The organism is Bifidobacterium margollesii (assembly GCF_002860355.1).
Taxonomy (GTDB): Bacteria; Actinomycetota; Actinomycetes; order Actinomycetales; family Bifidobacteriaceae; genus Galliscardovia; species Galliscardovia margollesii.
The window spans coordinates 31815-47899 of the sequence record NZ_NMWU01000004.1; the positions used below are offsets into that span (position 1 = coordinate 31815).

The 16085-nt window shown below is 60.1% G+C and carries 13 protein-coding genes; 7 read left to right on the top strand and 6 right to left on the bottom strand.

The window, feature by feature from the left end; translation table 11 throughout:
• Positions 1-79: 79 nt before the first annotated feature.
• The gene (gene rplK / locus Uis1B_RS01400) at positions 80-511 is read left to right on the top strand and encodes a 50S ribosomal protein L11 (RefSeq protein ID WP_101614836.1); all 432 of its coding nucleotides are present in this window, start codon (positions 80-82) and stop codon (positions 509-511) included.
• Between the two features lie 14 nt (positions 512-525).
• Positions 526-1218, top strand: coding sequence for a 50S ribosomal protein L1 (gene rplA, locus Uis1B_RS01405; protein ID WP_101614838.1), 693 nt, complete (start codon positions 526-528; stop codon positions 1216-1218).
• 348 nt (positions 1219-1566) lie between these two features.
• Here rplA and Uis1B_RS01410 read toward each other — a convergent pair whose 3' ends face one another.
• Positions 1567-2337 (bottom strand): IclR family transcriptional regulator, encoded by a 771-nt coding sequence (locus Uis1B_RS01410; RefSeq protein ID WP_165782665.1) that lies wholly within the window; start codon positions 2335-2337, stop codon positions 1567-1569.
• Positions 2338-2581: 244 nt separating this feature from the next.
• Between Uis1B_RS01410 and Uis1B_RS01415 the strand changes: the two genes are divergently transcribed.
• The 4 genes from Uis1B_RS01415 (at position 2582) to Uis1B_RS01430 (ending at position 9567) form a co-directional block, all read left to right on the top strand.
• Positions 2582-3931, top strand: coding sequence for an MFS transporter (locus Uis1B_RS01415; protein ID WP_101614842.1), 1350 nt, complete (start codon positions 2582-2584; stop codon positions 3929-3931).
• Positions 3932-3986: 55 nt separating this feature from the next.
• Positions 3987-6077 (top strand): glycoside hydrolase family 31 protein, encoded by a 2091-nt coding sequence (locus tag Uis1B_RS01420; protein WP_101614844.1) that lies wholly within the window; start codon positions 3987-3989, stop codon positions 6075-6077.
• Between the two features lie 33 nt (positions 6078-6110).
• On the top strand, positions 6111-8333 hold the full coding sequence (locus Uis1B_RS01425) for an alpha-galactosidase (RefSeq protein ID WP_101614846.1): 2223 nt from the start codon (positions 6111-6113) through the stop codon (positions 8331-8333).
• A 475-nt stretch (positions 8334-8808) separates the two neighbouring features.
• Complete coding sequence (locus tag Uis1B_RS01430; protein ID WP_101614848.1) at positions 8809-9567, top strand: TetR/AcrR family transcriptional regulator; 759 nt, start codon at positions 8809-8811, stop codon at positions 9565-9567.
• Between the two features lie 88 nt (positions 9568-9655).
• Here the strand turns inward: Uis1B_RS01430 and Uis1B_RS01435 are convergent, their stop codons facing one another.
• A complete protein-coding gene (locus tag Uis1B_RS01435) occupies positions 9656-10930 on the bottom strand; it encodes an MFS transporter (RefSeq protein ID WP_165782666.1) in 1275 nt (424 codons plus the stop codon).
• A 266-nt stretch (positions 10931-11196) separates the two neighbouring features.
• A complete protein-coding gene (locus Uis1B_RS01440) occupies positions 11197-13392 on the bottom strand; it encodes a glycoside hydrolase family 3 protein (protein ID WP_101614853.1) in 2196 nt (731 codons plus the stop codon).
• 800 nt (positions 13393-14192) lie between these two features.
• Here Uis1B_RS01440 and Uis1B_RS01450 point away from each other — a divergent pair.
• Positions 14193-14894: a TetR/AcrR family transcriptional regulator gene (locus tag Uis1B_RS01450; RefSeq protein ID WP_165782667.1), complete on the top strand. Its 702-nt coding sequence runs from the start codon at positions 14193-14195 to the stop codon at positions 14892-14894.
• A gap of 29 nt (positions 14895-14923) precedes the next feature.
• Here Uis1B_RS01450 and Uis1B_RS01455 read toward each other — a convergent pair whose 3' ends face one another.
• The 3 genes from Uis1B_RS01455 to Uis1B_RS01465 all read right to left on the bottom strand — a co-directional run.
• Entirely contained in the window at positions 14924-15241 is a 318-nt protein-coding gene (locus Uis1B_RS01455) for a type II toxin-antitoxin system RelE family toxin (RefSeq protein ID WP_101614861.1), read from the bottom strand.
• Positions 15241-15549, bottom strand: coding sequence for a type II toxin-antitoxin system prevent-host-death family antitoxin (locus tag Uis1B_RS01460; protein WP_101614863.1), 309 nt, complete (start codon positions 15547-15549; stop codon positions 15241-15243). The genes Uis1B_RS01455 and Uis1B_RS01460 overlap by 1 nt, the downstream gene beginning before the upstream one ends.
• A 225-nt stretch (positions 15550-15774) precedes the next feature.
• Positions 15775-16085 (bottom strand): IS30 family transposase (locus Uis1B_RS01465; protein ID WP_133124789.1); only part of this gene is annotated, 311 nt, incomplete at its 5' end.

Sequence of the window (16085 nt, forward strand, 5' to 3'; positions counted from 1 at the left end):
TAGGTTGCGGGAGGAGTTCGCCGTCGCGTTTCGACTGCGTTCGCCGTCATCACCGCTTCATAGAAAGAAGAACCATACAATGGCTCCCAAGAAGAAAGTCTCGGCGCTGATCAAGCTCCAGATCCAGGCCGGCAAGGCCAACCCGGCCCCGCCGCTGGGCCCGGCTCTGGGTTCCCATGGCGTGAACATCATGGACTTCTGCAAGGCATACAATGCCCAGACGCAGGACAAGATGGGTCAGGTCATCCCTGTCGAGATCACCGTTTACGAAGATCGTTCCTTCACCTTCATCCTGAAGACCCCGCCGGCCGCGGCTCTGCTGAAGAAGGCCGCCGGTGTTGAGAAGGGCACCGAAAACCCGCTGACCCACAAGGTCGGCTCCGTCACCAAAGATCAGGTCCGCGAGATCGCCCAGATCAAGATGGAAGACCTCTCCGCCCGTGACATCGAAGCCGGCATGAAGATCATCGAGGGCACCGCCCGTTCGATGGGTATCACGGTTACGGACTGAAAGGAGAAGGACTCATGGTAAAGCGTTCCAAGAAGTACCGCGAAGCCGCCGAGAAGATCGACCGCGGCAACCTCTACACCGCCAACGAGGCCATTGCCCTGCTGAAGAGCATGCCGGCCTACAACTTCGACCAGACCGTCGAAGCCGTGTACCGTCTGAACGTCGACCCGCGCAAGGCCGACCAGCTGGTTCGTGGCACCGTCAACCTGCCCCACGGCACTGGTAAGACCGCCAAGGTGCTCGTGTTCGCCCGTGGCCCGAAGGCCACCGAGGCCACCGAGGCCGGCGCCGACCTCGTCGGCGATGACGATCTGATCGCCAAGGTGCAGGGCGGCTTCCTCGACTTCGATGCCGTGGTCGCCACCCCCGACATGATGGGCAAGGTCGGCCGTCTGGGTCGTGTGCTCGGCCCCCGTGGCCTGATGCCGAACCCGAAGACCGGCACCGTGACCATGGACGTCACCAAGGCCGTCAAGGACATCAAGGGTGGCAAGATCGAGTTCCGCGTGGACAAGAACGGCAACCTGAGCTTCCTGATCGGCAAGCTCTCCTTCGACGAGGCCGCTCTCGACGAGAACTTCAAGGCCGTGGCCGACGAAGTCAAGCGCCTGAAGCCCGCCACCGTGAAGGGCCGTTACATCACCAAGGCCACCATCACCTCCACGATGAACCCCGGCGTCCCGGTCGATCCGACCCTGCTCGCCTGATTCGGTTCATTGATCCGGCGGAGTCCGCCGTTGCCGCTTGCAAGGCATACGACACAGCGGATCCCGCTCCTGCTTTATAAGCAAAGATTGCAACACGAAAGGCCCGAGAGCTCAGCTCCCGGGCCTTTTCGTATTCGGAGGTCGAGTGCGGGCCGATGCTCGGCGTTCCCCTAGGCTGAGAACCTGTCAAGGAAACGGTGGAGTCGTTCCCAAGGTTCAGACTCGCCGACAGGCGAGCGAACAGCACGCGGCCGTCAGGCCGACTGATGCCACCGAGAAGCTGTCAGCGGTGCGAGACTGATGAGGTGATGGGTGCGAACTCGGTTCATTCGGGCGACTCATTGCCGCCTAATGATTTCCGCCGATCATTCCCAGATTGACGCTGATACGATCAGCTGCCTCCAATACCTGTTCGGCCAGCTCCTCCACGCCGATCTTGCGCATGGTGGACAATCGTCCGGCCACCGAAATCGACGCGCAGATCGACTCCGAAGCATCACGAATCGGTGCGCCGATGCACAGTCTTCCGAACGATACCTCCTGATCCTCCACGCAGTATCCGCATCGCCGCCCTTCCTCGATCTGCCTGGTCAGCTCCTCATGCGTCTTCACGGTTTTCGAATTGAACGGGATCAGTTCGTCGCCAAGCTTGGCGCGCCGCTCCTCCTCGGTCATATCCATCATCAGACACTTGCCCATTGCCGAGGCATGCATCGACACCGACAATCCGATCAATGTGCGATTCTTTGGCGAAAGATGCCCCTCGAAATTGCAGATATAAACCGGAGCCCCGTTCTCCTCCTTGATTACATAGGCATTCAGCCCGGTCTCCTGTGCGAGGGCCTCGCACAGCACCCGCGATTCGCGGAACAGCGGATCATGATTGAGCTTTTGGCTGGAAAGCTTCAGAATGCCGGCGCCGAGCGCATACTGCTGGTCTTCGGTTCTGGTCACCAGCCCATATGCCTCCAGACTGGTCAGCAGCCTCACCGTCGTGGATGCGCCGAAATTGACGATTCGCTCCACGTCCGCCGCGCGCAGTGAATCCGCTTCGGCGTTGCCCAGCGCCTCCAGTACCTTGGCGGCCTTGGCGATGGTCTGATAGGTCTCGACGGCCATGATCACGTTCCTCTTCGTAGGCAATAATCCCTGACAACCCATGATAGGTAAACGGCATTACCTAACCGGAATATGTGTGCATCGGTCATACCAAAAACAGTTGATATGACGATTTTTCTATATTGCCTTGTGGTGAAAACTGGTTCGTGTTATCTTGTTAGTGCAACATATATTGCAGATTGTGCAATAAAAATTGCAGAGAAGCAGTGATTGCATCGAATAGGACTGTTCAAAGGAGAAAGTCATGCAACACGAATCAGGTACGCCGAAGGACGACGTCGAGGAGGCCGAACTCGCCCTGAAGATCGAAAGCGATGCGGAACGTCGGGCCGCACTGCGCCGCGTGATACCGACCGCGGGAATCGGCCATTTTGCCGAATGGTTCGACTTCGCCCTCTACGGCACGCTCGCCACGGTGATCAGTCTGAACTTCTTCCAGAAAGGCGATCCTCAGGCGGCCATGCTGTCCACCTTCGCCGTGTTCGCTGCCGGATTCGTCGTCCGTCCGATCGGCGGCATGTTCTGGGGTTCTCTTGGTGATCGGTTCGGCCGCAAGAACGTACTGGCTGCCATCATCCTGTGCACCACCGGATGCACGTTCCTGATGGGCTGCCTGCCCACCTATCAGACGCTGGGCATCTGGGCATCCGTGGTGCTGGTGCTTTTGCGATTGCTGCAGGGCTTTGCGGCCGGTGGCGAGAGCTCCGGATCCACCACGCTGCTGCTGGAATTCGCCCCCTCGAATCGTCGTGGCTTCGTTACCAGCTTCATCGATCTGTTCGGTGTGGCCTCGTACCTGGCCGGCTCCGGCATCGTGCTGTTGCTCAGCGCGTTGGTGGGGGAGGCCGCCGTGGAAGGCTGGGCCTGGCGCATTCCGTTCTTCATCGCCCTGCCGCTCGGCTGGATCGGCTTCTACATGAGGGAGAAGCTGGAGGACACTCCCGAATTCAAGGCCGCGAAGAAGATGGGCAAGGTGCAGAAGTCCCCGCTGAAGATGTCGGTGCAGACGCAATGGAAGGTACTGCTGTTCTGCGCGGGCTTCGTCACCATCAAATCCGTGGGTCACTGGATGCTTCAGACCTTCATGCCGGCCTACCTGCAGACCGATCTGGCCTATGATCAGCTCACCAGTTACGGCGCCACGTTCCTCGGCTTCGTCGTCTGCTTCGCGTTCATCGGACCGTTCGGCATATTGTCCGATCGCATCGGACGTCGGCCGGTGATGGCCCTCGGCTGCGTCGGCTTCATCGTGCTCACCTACCCGACGCTGATCCTGATGTCGGCAGGCAGTTTCTGGGCCGCAGCCGGCGCCATGGCGATCCTCGGCATCTGCCTGGCCGCAGTCGATGGCGCGATCAACGCGGCCATGGCCGAACTGTTCCCCACCAATCTGCGATTCGCCAGCATGGCACTGGCCTACAACATCGCGGTTTCGCTGTTCGGCGGCCTGACCCCGTACATCTCCTCGTGGTTGATCGCCAGCACCGGCAACAAGTTCGCTCCGGCCTTCTGGCTCATGATCGCCGGCGCGATTTCCCTGCTCGCCGTATGGAAGGCCCGCGAAACGGCGCACTCGCCGCTGAACGCCGGATGATCGCAGCGGGATCGCGAGGAAATCGCAACGGTATCGCAAGGGAAAGGCAAAGAACATGAATGCCATATTGGAGCAGGACGGCAATCGTCTGATACGCAGGTTCCAGCATGAAACCCTGTGGGTCGAACCATGGGGGGCGAACAGTCTGCGCGTGCGCGGCAGCAGGAACGACGATGTGTCGCAGGATCATGACTGGGCGCTGATCGCACCGGAACCGACCGGGTCGGCGTCAACCGCGACACCGACCGCGCCGGAGATCAGCATCGACGGCGATACGGCCCGTATCGTCAACGGCAGGATCACCGCCGAAATCAACCGTTTCGGCTGGATCACCTACCGCCGGACCGGCGGCGACGTGCTCACCGAGGAATTCTGGCAGGTCAAGGATGGCGGTGACGAAACCAGCGCCATCGAACTGCCCGGCCGTGGCTACACGCCAGTGCTTGGTGGCGATTGGAAGCTAACCCTGCGGCATAAGGCCTACGACGATGAGCGGATCTACGGTCTTGGGCAGCGGCAGATCCATGAGCTCGACCTCAAGGGCTGCGTGCTGGAACTGGCCCAGCGCAACTCCCAGGCCAACGTGCCGTTCGCCCTGTCCAGCCGCGGATACGGCATGCTGTGGAACAATCCGGCCGTGGGGCGGGTTTCGTTCGCCAAGAACCTCACCGAATGGCAGGCCGAACGAACCGACCAGCTGGACTACTGGATCACCGCTGGAGATACGCCCGCCCAGATCGATGAGGCGTATGCGGACGCGACCGGCCACGCACCCATGATGCCCGACTGGGCCACAGGATTCTGGCAATGCAAGCTGCGATACAAGACCCAGGACGAACTGCTGCGGGTGGCCCGCGGATACAAGGAACGCGGCGTGCCGATCTCGGTGATCGTCATCGACTTCTTCCATTGGCCCCAGCAGGGCGAATGGCGGTTCGACCCGAAGTACTGGCCCGATCCGGAAGGCATGGTCCGCGAGCTCGACGAGATGGGCATCAAACTCATGGTGTCGATCTGGCCGACGGTAGACGTCAACTCCGAGAACTGGGACGAGATGGACGCCAAGGGGTATCTGGTACGCACCGATCGCGGCACGCCCACGCTGATGAACTTCATGGGCAATGAGAGCTACTTCGATGCGTTCAATCCCGGGGCGCGCGAATTCGTCTGGTCGAAGGCCAGGGAGCATTACTACGACAAGGGCATCCGTCTGTTCTGGCTGGACGAGGCCGAGCCCGACCTCTCGCCACACTACGACTTCGACATCGTGCGCTACGATGCCGGACCGGCCCTGCAGGTGAGCAACTACTATCCGGTGGAGTATGCGAGGACCTTCTACGAGGGACAACGCGAAGCGGGGCAGCAAGAGGGCGACATCTGCAATCTGGTGAGATCGGCGTGGGCCGGCAGCCAACGGTATGGCGCGCTGCTGTGGAGCGGCGACGTGCACTCCACATTCGAATCGTTCCGTCGTCAGGTCGTGGCCGGCCTCAACGCCGGACTCTCCGGCATCCCTTGGTGGACCACCGACATCGGCGGATTCACTGGAGGCACGGTTGCCGACCCGAAGTTCCATGAACTGCTGGTACGGTGGTTCCAATTCGGCGTGTTCTGTCCGGTCACCCGCCTGCACGGATTCCGCAACCCCATCGAATTCGAGGTCACCGATGCCTGGCGCATGTTCAACGAACCGTTCTGTTCGGGCGCGGACAACGAAATCTGGAGCTATGGCGAAGACGTGTACGAGATCCTCAGATCGTGCATCGAACTGCGCGAACGGCTGCGACCCTACGTGGCCGAGCAGATGCAGCGGGCGCACGAAAAGGGTACTCCGGTGATCCGGCCGTTGTTCTATGACTTCCCCGATCAGAGCGATCTATGGGGAGTCGAAGACGAATACATGTTCGGACCGGACATTCTGGTTGCTCCGATACTCCATGAAGGGCTTCGCCATCGAGAGGTGACGCTGCCGGCGGGCGAGGACTGGGCATTCGTCGGCACTAACGGTGAAACCGTCGACTATGCCGGCTCCACCGTCGACCCCACAGGTTCCCTCACCGTGGAGGTGCCGGCGCCGCTGGAGACGATCCCGGTGTTCGTGCGCAAAGGGTCCACAGTGCTGGAGGCGCTGCGGAATCATCAATAACTTCGAAAACATCATTAGGAAAGAAGCAAACCAATGAGTACAACCAATCAGCGATTCACCTGGGGCAATGATCGCATCGCGCTCGACATCGTGTACGGGGACGATATTCCCCCATACATCGAATCGGTCAGGCCGGCCGGCGTGCCCGCCGAGCCCACGGCATTCACACAGCCGCAGTCGATCGTGCAGATCTCGGCGAACGGTGCGATGCAGGGCAATTTCGGATCACGGTATTCGGAGATGATCGTCGGCAACGATCTGCGGTACGCGTCACACGACGAGACCGCCGGCGACGGAAAGCGGACGCTGTCGATCACGATGCGATCCGAACGATACGGGCTGCGTGCCGTGGCGACATTCGTCGTCTATGACGGCGTGGCCGCGGTGACCGGTTCGGTGAACATCGTCAACGAGGGGGATCGACCGCTGCGACTGACCTCGGTGAGCTCGATGTCGACGTACGTTCGTCTGGGCGGGGATGATGGTCGGTGGGATGTGGTCACCGGCATCTCCGACTGGACCAGCGAGAACCGTTGGCGGCGCGAACGTCTGCGCGACTACGATCTGGTGTCGGTGCTCGACATCCACCGGCGCAACAAGGCCCGTGCCGAGGCGGCCGCGAGGGCTGCCGCCGCATCCGGCGAAAAGGTCGACTCCCGATCCTCGTCGGTCACCTCGTTCGGCAATACGCTGACCCGCAGTTCCGTAAGCAGCCGATCGACCGCCCATGATCTGCCACAGGCCGCGCTGGTCGATCCGGTGAGCGGTCGGGCGATGATCTGGCAGGTGGAATCGAACGGACCATGGCTGTGGCAGCTGGGCGAGCGGATGGACGGATTCTATCTGGTGCTGTCCGGTCCCACCGATGTGGAGCACCACTGGCATGTCGATCTGCCGGCCGGCGGTTCGTTCGCCACCATTACCGGGACGATCGCGGTTTCGGAACGGGAACTCGACGGTGCGCTGGCCGAACTGACCGCATATCGTCGTCATACCGTGCGGCGGCACGTCGATCACGAGGATCTGCCGGTCGTGTTCAACGACTACATGAACACGTTCATGGGCAACCCCACCACGGCCAAGGAGCTGCCGCTGATCGAGGAGGCCGCGAAAATCGGCGTGGAATACTACTGCATCGACTGCGGCTGGTATGACGAACACGGCGACTGGTGGCCGTCGGTGGGGGAGTGGAAGGAGTCCCGCACCAGATTCCCCGGAGGACTGGCCGAGGTGATCGACCATATTCGCGACAATGGCATGAAGCCGGGCATCTGGCTGGAACCGGAGGTGATCGGCGTCGGATCGCCGTACGTCTCCCGGCTGCCGGAGGATGCGTTCCTGCATACCGGCGGGTATCGGCTCGAAACCCATCTGCGCTATCTGCTTGATCTGCGGCATCCGGCCGTGCGGCGGCATCTTGATGAGACGGTCGATCATCTCGTCGATGATTTGGGCGTGCGGTACTTCAAGCTCGACTACAACGTGAATACCGGTGCGGGCACGGACATCGACGCGCCCAGCCGGGGTGAGGGGCAGCTGGAGATCGACCGCGCGTATCTGTCGTGGCTGGACGGTGTGGAGGGACGGCACCCGGAGGTGACGATCGAAACCTGTTCATCCGGTGCGATGCGCGCCGACTGGGAGACTCTGAAGCGCGCCCAGCTGCAGTCGACCAGCGATCAGCAGGACTACCGACTGTATGCGAATATCTCGGCGTCCTCGCCGATGAGCATGCTGCCGGAGCAATGCGGCAACTGGGCGTATCCGAATGCCGACATGACGATCGACGAGATCCGATACACCATGATCAACGGCATGGTGGGTCGTCCTTATGTTTCCGGATATCTGACCCGGATGAGCGAGGGGCAGCGTGCGGAGATCGCCTCGGCACTGAACGTGTACAAGTCGATCCGATCGGATATTTCGAAGGCTGTGCCGTTCTGGCCGGCAGGACTGCCGGGCTGGCGTGACGACGCGGTGATCTTGGGACTTCGGGCTTCCGCGGCGCGCGGCTATCTGGCGGTCTGGCTGCGGCCGGAAGGCGGCGCGGATGACGGGGCCGGTGCGGACAGCGGAACCGGTGCGGTTGCTGCGCCGATGTCGCTGAACCTTACCGGTGCCGATGCCGACTTCTCCTCCACGAAGGTGCTGTATGGCGGGGACGGCGAGATTCGTTGGGATCGCGCGTCGCATACGCTTACTGTGCCTAGTGCCGCGGCTCCGGTGGCGTATCTGCTGGAGCTTACGTACGAATAGGGAGCGTTCCTGGATGGGTGATCGTGTCGATCGGCCGGTTTGACTGCATCTGAGTCCGTCCGATATCGGCCTCGGCTTTGTTTCGGCAAGGTCGAGGCCTTCTTTGTTAGGGGCTCCATACTGTCGAAGCGAGTGGTATGGGGCTTATGGGTTTGGGGCGAAAAATGACAAAGAGGGTCTGCCGAACATTGCAGTGTTCGGCAGACCCTCATCCGTCTATCGGGGATGCGGATCATCCCGTCGACATGAAATCCATCGAAGTGGAAGCTTGAATGCCGCCGATTACGGTACTTCGATAGTGGAACGACTTCATATCGGGTTTTTCAGTATATGATGTCGGGTCGGCGTCATTCCTTGACGTGAGCCACGTCGACTCGGCGGGAACTGTTTGTTTCCGGTTACAATTGGGCGGAATGCAGATGGTGTGGATAAGGTTGACGGCGCTGTTCGCCGGGATGGGCAAGGTTGATCGGTAATGGTGGTTCGCAGACGGGATCGGGTGCGCATGGATCCGCATAAAAGGCGGGCGCAGATCATCGAAGTGGCATCCGAACTTATGGCGGAGCGTGGATACTGGGGCACGTCGCTGCAGGAGGTGGCCGATGCCTGCGGGCTTACCGTGGCCGGGCTGATCCATCATGTGCAGTCGAAGACCGGATTGCTGATGATGATCCTGGAGCAGGAGGACAACCAGTCTCTGATCGACATCGCACGGCAGCTGATGGTCGAAACGAACGGCGACGCCGACGGCAGGGCGGATAAAGGTGAAGGCGACGCCGAAGACGTCGAGCGATACGCGGACGGTTCCTCTGGCAGGACGGTGGTGGAACCCCGTCCGGATATGAGTGGTTCGGACGGGCTTTTTAAGGGTTTTGCTCCCGTATCCCCGGCGTTTGAGCAGCTGTCGCTGGCCCGGGCGTGCGAGGTGCTGGTCGCCTATAATGCGCGCAATCCCGAGAAGGTGCGCCTATACAGCATTCTGGATGCCGAGGCGCTGGACTCCTCTCATCCCGCCTACGAGTGGCTGAAGGAACGAGAGCGCATCACGCTGGATATGCTGGAACGGTTGGCGTCCAAGGAAACCGATGATCCGCGCAACTGCGCCCGCATGGTGCTGTCGTTGATGGATGGTCTGCAGCTTCAGTGGCTTCGTGACTCTGAGCATCTTGATTTTGAACGGATGTGGAAGGATGTGACATCCTCGATTCCACTGCTGAGGGCTGAGCGAGAATAGGTTCGACAGTGGAAAAGCCGGAACCCATTATGGGATTCCGGCCTGGTGAATAGCAGTCACAAGCGGATCGTCTCGTTTTTTCGATTGATCATCGTGCCGTGCGGATCATCTGGATCAGGATCGCGGAGATGGCGAGCAGTGCGGCGGAGACGAAGAACACCGGGCGGTATCCGCCGACGGACATCACCACGAATGAGGTGACCATCGGTCCGAAGATCTGACCGCCGGTGTTGGCCATGTTCAGCAGGCCGAGATCCTTGGCCGCGGTCTCCTTCGCAGGTAGCACGTCGAAGTTCAGCGCCTGATCCACCGACATATAGGCGCCCTGCACCATGCCGCTGTTGACGACGGCGAGCACCATCATTGCGGCGGGAGCCACCCAGAACGCGGGGATCAGGAACACCACGGCTGCGATCAGGCAGCACAGGACGACGAAGATCTTGCGACGGTTGATCTTGTCGGAGATCGGGCCGGCCACGGCACTGAAGATCAGACCGAACACCATCTGCGCGGTGGCCATTGCGGCGATCAGGTTGCCGGCGCCGGCGGTATCGAGGCCGATGTAGTCGGTGGCGATGTACAGCTGATAGCCGGTGACCGCGTAGAAGGCGAGCACGAAGATGAGCTTGCCGACGAGCGCGAGATAGAAGTCACGGCAGTTTCGGGTGGGGAAGGAGAAGTTGGTCTTGATCGTGTCGATGGAGAACTTCCGGCGTTCCGCATCCTTGTTGGACTTGTCCGGTGCGATCAGCACGAACAACGGGCCGCACAGCAGAATCGCGCAGGCGAAGACGATGACTCCCAATGCTGGGTTGCTCAGGAATCGGGACGCGACGACCGAGGCGAGACCGGCGCCGACCATGCTGCCCGCGCCGTACACCGCGGAGTAGGTGCCACGCAGTGATTCGGGGGCTCGATCCGGGATCACGGCCACCAGCGGTGCGACTATGGCGTTGAGGAAGAATTGGAAGATGCACCACAGGATGAGGATCAGTGCGGTGTTGGTGGTTTTCGTGATGGCGAACAGCATGGCCGCGGTGACCACGGAGCCGAGCACCAGCCACGGGGCGCGGGCGCCGAACCGAGAGCGGGTGAGATCGGAGAATGCTCCGAAGAGAATATTGGCGATCAGTGCCACGATGGAGCCGACGATGGACATCTGCGCGACGAGCGCGACTTTCTGATCCGGTGCGATCTGGTCGAACAGAGCCGGCAGTAGTACGGTGACCGAACCGATGTAGGGGGTCATCCATAGAATGCCAGCCAGTACCAGACCGACCGAGAGGCGGACGGAGACCTTGTCCTTGTGGGGTGCTGAGGGGGTTGGTGACTGCGTTGCGGCTGAGATGTCGGTGGTAGGCATGTTGGTTCCTTTCTCTGCAGGAGCGTGTCGGGTGCGGTTACCTGATCTCTGATTGTGGTTTGTCGTATGATTCCACCGTGAATCGGATGCCTTGAACGAGGCATCGCCGCGTTGCGATGGCTCGTTCACGATGATCGGCTGGGTGATCATCGGCTCGGATCGAAATGTTGGCGGAGTGGTGTGCCGATACCGGAAGGAATGCATCGGCACACACGGCGGTAACGGTCGGATTTGCCGGTCGGTTACGAATCCGACGGATGCTGGAACTACAGCGTGACGCTCAGACCGTCATCCGCTCCGGCGTGGGAGGCTGCGATGAGCGTCACCACCGAGGGGGCAATGAAATGCTTGGAGGCGGTATCCCATTCGCTGATCGGCTCCAATGAAACATCAACGGTGACCTGCACGGTCTCGCCGGCCGGTACCATCACCGACTTGAATCCGACGAGATGACGTTCGCCGGCCTCGGTGCGAGCCGGGATGTGATCGGCGTCTGCGGCGACGCCGAAGACCTGAACCACATGACGGCCATCGCGCTCGCCGGTGTTGGTCACGTCCACGGTGAGCGTTGCGTGGCTCAGTCCCTGCCTTAGAGCGGTGACGTTGTTGAGCTCGAACGACGTGTAGGACAGGCCGAATCCGAAGGGGAACGCGGCTGCGTGTCCGAGCTTGTCGAGCAGACGCTGACCGTGGAGGCGGTCGTAGGTGATGGATGTGGCGTCGCGGTCGAAGAACGGCAGATCGTCTTCCGTGGTGGGTACGGCGAACGGCAGACGTCCTGCCGGTTCGGCCGCGCCGAACAGGACGTCGGCCAGTGCAGTGCCTCCCTCCATGCCGGAATACCACGACAGCAGCACGGAGGGCACGGCGTCTCGCCATTCCTCGGTGATCACCGCGCCGGCGGCCACGATGACCACGATGGTCTTCGGATTGGCGGCAGCGGCGGCCTTGATGATCTCCGCGTCGATCGGACGCAGTCGCAGGCTGGCACGGTCTCCTCCGTAGGCCAGCGAGTCGCCGCCGGCCGCGGTGAGCTTCTCCACGTCCATGCCTTCGGGAGCCGGGGGATACATGAATGACAGACCGGAGAGTGATGATGCGTCGACGAATTCTCCCTCGTCCTTGTAGGTGTAGCCGACCACGATCACGGCAGCATCTGCATTGCCCGCGGCTTCGGCAGCGACGGCGGGATCATCCTCGAACGCAGTGATCACATTGTCGGCTCCCATTGCGGCGGTGAGACCGTCGTAGGGCGTGACGACGTGAGGCGCCCGAACATTCGATGAGCCATGGTCGCCGGTGTTGGCCACGTTGGCCAGACGGCCGATAAGCGCCACCTTGCCGGTGGTCTTCGGGTCAAGCGGCAGCATTGGGTTGCCGTCAACGGCGTCGTTCTTCAGCAGGACCATCGCGCGGGCCGCTGCTTCGCGGGCCAGTGCGCAGTGGCCCGCGCTGGCCACCACGGAAAGGTTCGGCGTGGGCTCATGGTGTTCGGCATCGAAGCGCAACTGAGTGGCAAGGCATCGTAGACCGGCCCTTCTGACCCATTCCCAGGAGGCTCGCCCTGCCGCAAGGTCGTCGGGCAGATGCTCGGCACGCTGCTGGCGGAACGGTTCCTCGATGTCAAGTCCGGCTTCGAGCGACTTGGCCGCATCGCGCAGGCCGAAGCCGAAGTCGGAGACGGTGACGCCGGTGAAACCCCAGTCATCTCGCAGGATCTTTGTAAGCAGTTCCGGGTTCTGTCCGGCCCATTCGCCGTTCACCGAATTGTACGACGACATGATCGCGTCCACGCCCTCTTCGACCACGCGCTTGAAATGAGGCAGATACACTTCGTGCAGGGTTCGCTCGTCGCATTGCACGTCCACTTGGAACCGGGCGTTCTCCATGGAGTTGAGCGCATAGTGCTTGGCGCAGGCCATCACGTATTTTCGTACGCCGCGAACGAGTGCGGCTCCCATTTCGCCGAGTACGTACGGGTCGTCGGAGTAGGTCTCCTGCGCACGTCCCCAGGCCGGGTGGCGCAGTAGGTTGATGCATACGCCGGCGAAGAAGTTGCCGCCTTGGGCCTTGACTTCGGCACCGATCGCTTCGCCGATCCGCTCCTCAAGTTCGGGATCGAAGGTGGCGCCGCGAGCCATGGAGATCGGGAACGCCGTTGACTGGCCGATCACCGCGCCTCGAGGGCCGTCGGAGAACCGGTATCCGGGGATGCCGAGACGGTCAATGGTGCCGTGGGGGATGGGTCGGACGTTGTATCCCTCGGTCATCATGGCCATCTGACCGGGCCAGAAGTCCTCGTCGCCGTCGAGCAGTCCGAGTCGCTCCTCGTCGGTGAGCATGTCATAGAGCTTTGCCGCCTCCTGTTCGGGGCTGGCTCCCGCACGGACCGCTTTGACCGAGGTTTCGTAAGAGGTGACGTTGCCGGCGGGGGAGACGTTGTTCGCTGTCTGGTCGGTCATGATGCTCCTTTGCATGGGTGATGATGCTGTGGCTTCGAGGTTTGCCTGTGCGTCACGGAGTGATGCGTCGGGATGCTCTCCCGGCTGGGCGATGTCTCGAAACCGTTGCGGTTTCAATGGTTGCTGGCTGTCCGAAAGGGCTGTTATAGGTTCTTACCTACAACCCTGTAGGTAGTAGTTAAGAATACGGAAACAAGTTGATTATGTCAATTAACAAACTGTTCGCGTGTTGCGTCGGCTGTTGAAGGGGTCGGTCGATCATTGAGATTTCCGCGGCCTATTCCTCCGTATCCAAACGATGTTGATGCTGCCGGCACTGTTGCGGGCGCAGTTCACGTCTCCCATCACCTCATCCGGCCGACGGGGGTCGGCCACCTTCCCCTCGAAGGGGAAGGCTGGGAGATTTGCATGCAAGACGGTTGAGCGGTTGGTCGCATTTCTTTGAAAGAGGAGGACGATCATCGCTGCCGTTGTCGTCGGCATCGCTCAAAGTCGTTGTGCTTACCGGCGTAGGCCCTGCCCTTCTATCTCAGGCCCAAACCAAAGTGCGCAAAATTTCGGGCCTTATCTCTTCTTTTATGGCTGCAGCTCGGCTGTGATGGACTACGGCGCATTTCGCGCAAAATGTGACGTAATCCATCGAATTTGGAATCGGCAAATTTTCAAAACCGCAATATTCCAAGGATCTTGAAATCATGAAAGTCGTATATTGATGGATCAAGCCGCGAATCATCGTTTTTTGCGGACTAATCCATCGTCTCCGGAATCGGATGACAGTTGATTGGCTAGACTGGGAGATCGTGAATATCGATATGGATTCCTCTGATCAGACCTCGTCCGCCGTGCCCAGGCCGCAGGGACTCTCCGATTTTCGGCAGTCCGGCACCGCCGGCGGGCGGAGTTCGGCAACCGGCGGTACACGTATGAGGCTGACTGCCAACGAACGGCAGCAGCAGATTCTGCGCGAGGCGACGACGATCATCGGACAGCAGGGATTCTGGGGTTTTACGGTTCGACAGGTGGCGGAGGCCTGCGGTCTGACGGAACCGGCCGTGCTGTACCACTTCAAGAACAAGGAAGCGTTGATGGTGGCCGTGCTCATACGCCGTGATGAAGTGGACTTGGGAGGCATGGCCGCCAATCTGGGTATCGATCAGGAGGATCTGTGGAGGAATCCGGTATCGTTTGGATTGCGTGAGCTGTGTGAAGCGGCGGTGGCGGGTAATGTGAAGCAGCCGGAAATTGTGCGATTGTACGCTGTGATGCAGGCGGAATCGTTGAATGCCGCGCATCCGGCATACGCATACTTCAATAATCGTGAGCAATGGGCCACTGATTTGTTTACCAGAGCCGCGATTCACGACGGTTACGATGAGCCGGAGCGCGTGGCGAAGATCTTCTTCTCCGAAATGGACGGTCTTCAGCTGCATTGGCTTCGGGATCTCGAACATTTCGATCTCATGAAGGAATGGCGTCTCTTCGTCGAACGGTTCCGTTCCTGATCGGCCTTGTTCCCGGATGCACGGAGACGCTATTTGATCCGGCGTACGGCCTCCTTGTACACGGCGTTGTCGTCGCGCACCGATACGACAACAACCAGCATGGCATGCTCGGTACGTTCCAATCGATAGACGGCACGAAGTCCGTCTCCTCGCAATTTGACTTTAAGATATCCAGTGAGGTTACCGTCCCTCTTGTGCCCCAGTGGTTTGCCATATCCACCTTCGGTGAAGGGCAACGGATTCTCCGCGACCTTGGTGAGCATGGCATGGACATGGCTTTTGGCCGGTTCTCGGAGATGTTCGATGTCTTTCTTTGCGGCCTTGGTGAACGTTAGTTTCCAAGTCATTACTCGAACTCCGGTTCGAACCCGTCATCGACCGGCTGATAGCCTTTGCCGAATACCTCATCGGCGTTGAACCTGCTCCCGTCGTCATGCTTCATACGATTCACGGCTTCCAGATATAGGGCGAAGTTCTCTTCGGCTTCCGTGAACCGTTTGTAATCCTCCGGAGTAATGACCACGGCGGCCGGTTTGTTGTTACGCATGACTACGACTGGATTGTCATCCGAGACGCGGCTCAGTGTGCGACTGACGCCACCGTGGCTCAATTCCGAGACGGAAACGAGGTTATCCAATGAAATCGTTCCGGCCATAGCAGCTCCTCACGTCAATCATTTTGCTTATTGTGATTTTAATTATGATCATTTATATGATCAACATGCCGGACTGAGCAGATCGCATGAAACGACGTGGTCAATTTTATGGATTGACAAACTGGATAAATGCCGTTATATTGTTTATTACTTACTAAGAACAAAGTAGTAAGTAATAAAAATGGTCAAACAATACCAGCTACTTCGATGGAGAGGTGCCCGGATTCAATTTGTAAGTGCAACACTCGTCTCTGGGTGGCTTGTCTTTGACATTACCTTGCCGAGCTCGCGGTACCAAACCTCGTTGGGCGTTTCCCAGCCCAGGACCTTCAACGGGGTGTCGTTGATCTCGTCGACGATGGCCTGCAGGTCCGCATCCGACAGGTCGTCGAAGCTGGTCCCCTTGGGCAGGTAGCGCCGGATCCTGCCGTTGCGGTTCTCGTTCGTGCCCCGCTGCCACGAGGAGTACGGGTCCGCATAGTAGGTGAGCATGCCCAGCGCCTCGTCCACGAGCAGGTGGCAGGAGGACTCCGTGC

Bases quoted from the DNA above. Each gene is read 5' to 3' on its own strand.
- Uis1B_RS01420 (WP_101614844.1), top strand. From the start codon at position 3,987: ATGAATGCCATATTGGAGCAGGACGGCAATCGTCTGATACGCAGGTTC.
- rplA (WP_101614838.1), top strand. From the start codon at position 526: ATGGTAAAGCGTTCCAAGAAGTACCGCGAAGCCGCCGAGAAGATCGAC.
- Uis1B_RS01410 (WP_165782665.1), bottom strand. From the start codon at position 2,337: ATGGCCGTCGAGACCTATCAGACCATCGCCAAGGCCGCCAAGGTACTG.
- Uis1B_RS01460 (WP_101614863.1), bottom strand. From the start codon at position 15,549: ATGGCCGGAACGATTTCATTGGATAACCTCGTTTCCGTCTCGGAATTG.
- rplK (WP_101614836.1), top strand. From the start codon at position 80: ATGGCTCCCAAGAAGAAAGTCTCGGCGCTGATCAAGCTCCAGATCCAG.
- Uis1B_RS01435 (WP_165782666.1), bottom strand. From the start codon at position 10,930: ATGCCTACCACCGACATCTCAGCCGCAACGCAGTCACCAACCCCCTCA.
- Uis1B_RS01430 (WP_101614848.1), top strand. From the start codon at position 8,809: ATGGTGGTTCGCAGACGGGATCGGGTGCGCATGGATCCGCATAAAAGG.
- Uis1B_RS01415 (WP_101614842.1), top strand. From the start codon at position 2,582: ATGCAACACGAATCAGGTACGCCGAAGGACGACGTCGAGGAGGCCGAA.
- Uis1B_RS01455 (WP_101614861.1), bottom strand. From the start codon at position 15,241: ATGACTTGGAAACTAACGTTCACCAAGGCCGCAAAGAAAGACATCGAA.
- Uis1B_RS01425 (WP_101614846.1), top strand. From the start codon at position 6,111: ATGAGTACAACCAATCAGCGATTCACCTGGGGCAATGATCGCATCGCG.
- Uis1B_RS01440 (WP_101614853.1), bottom strand. From the start codon at position 13,392: ATGACCGACCAGACAGCGAACAACGTCTCCCCCGCCGGCAACGTCACC.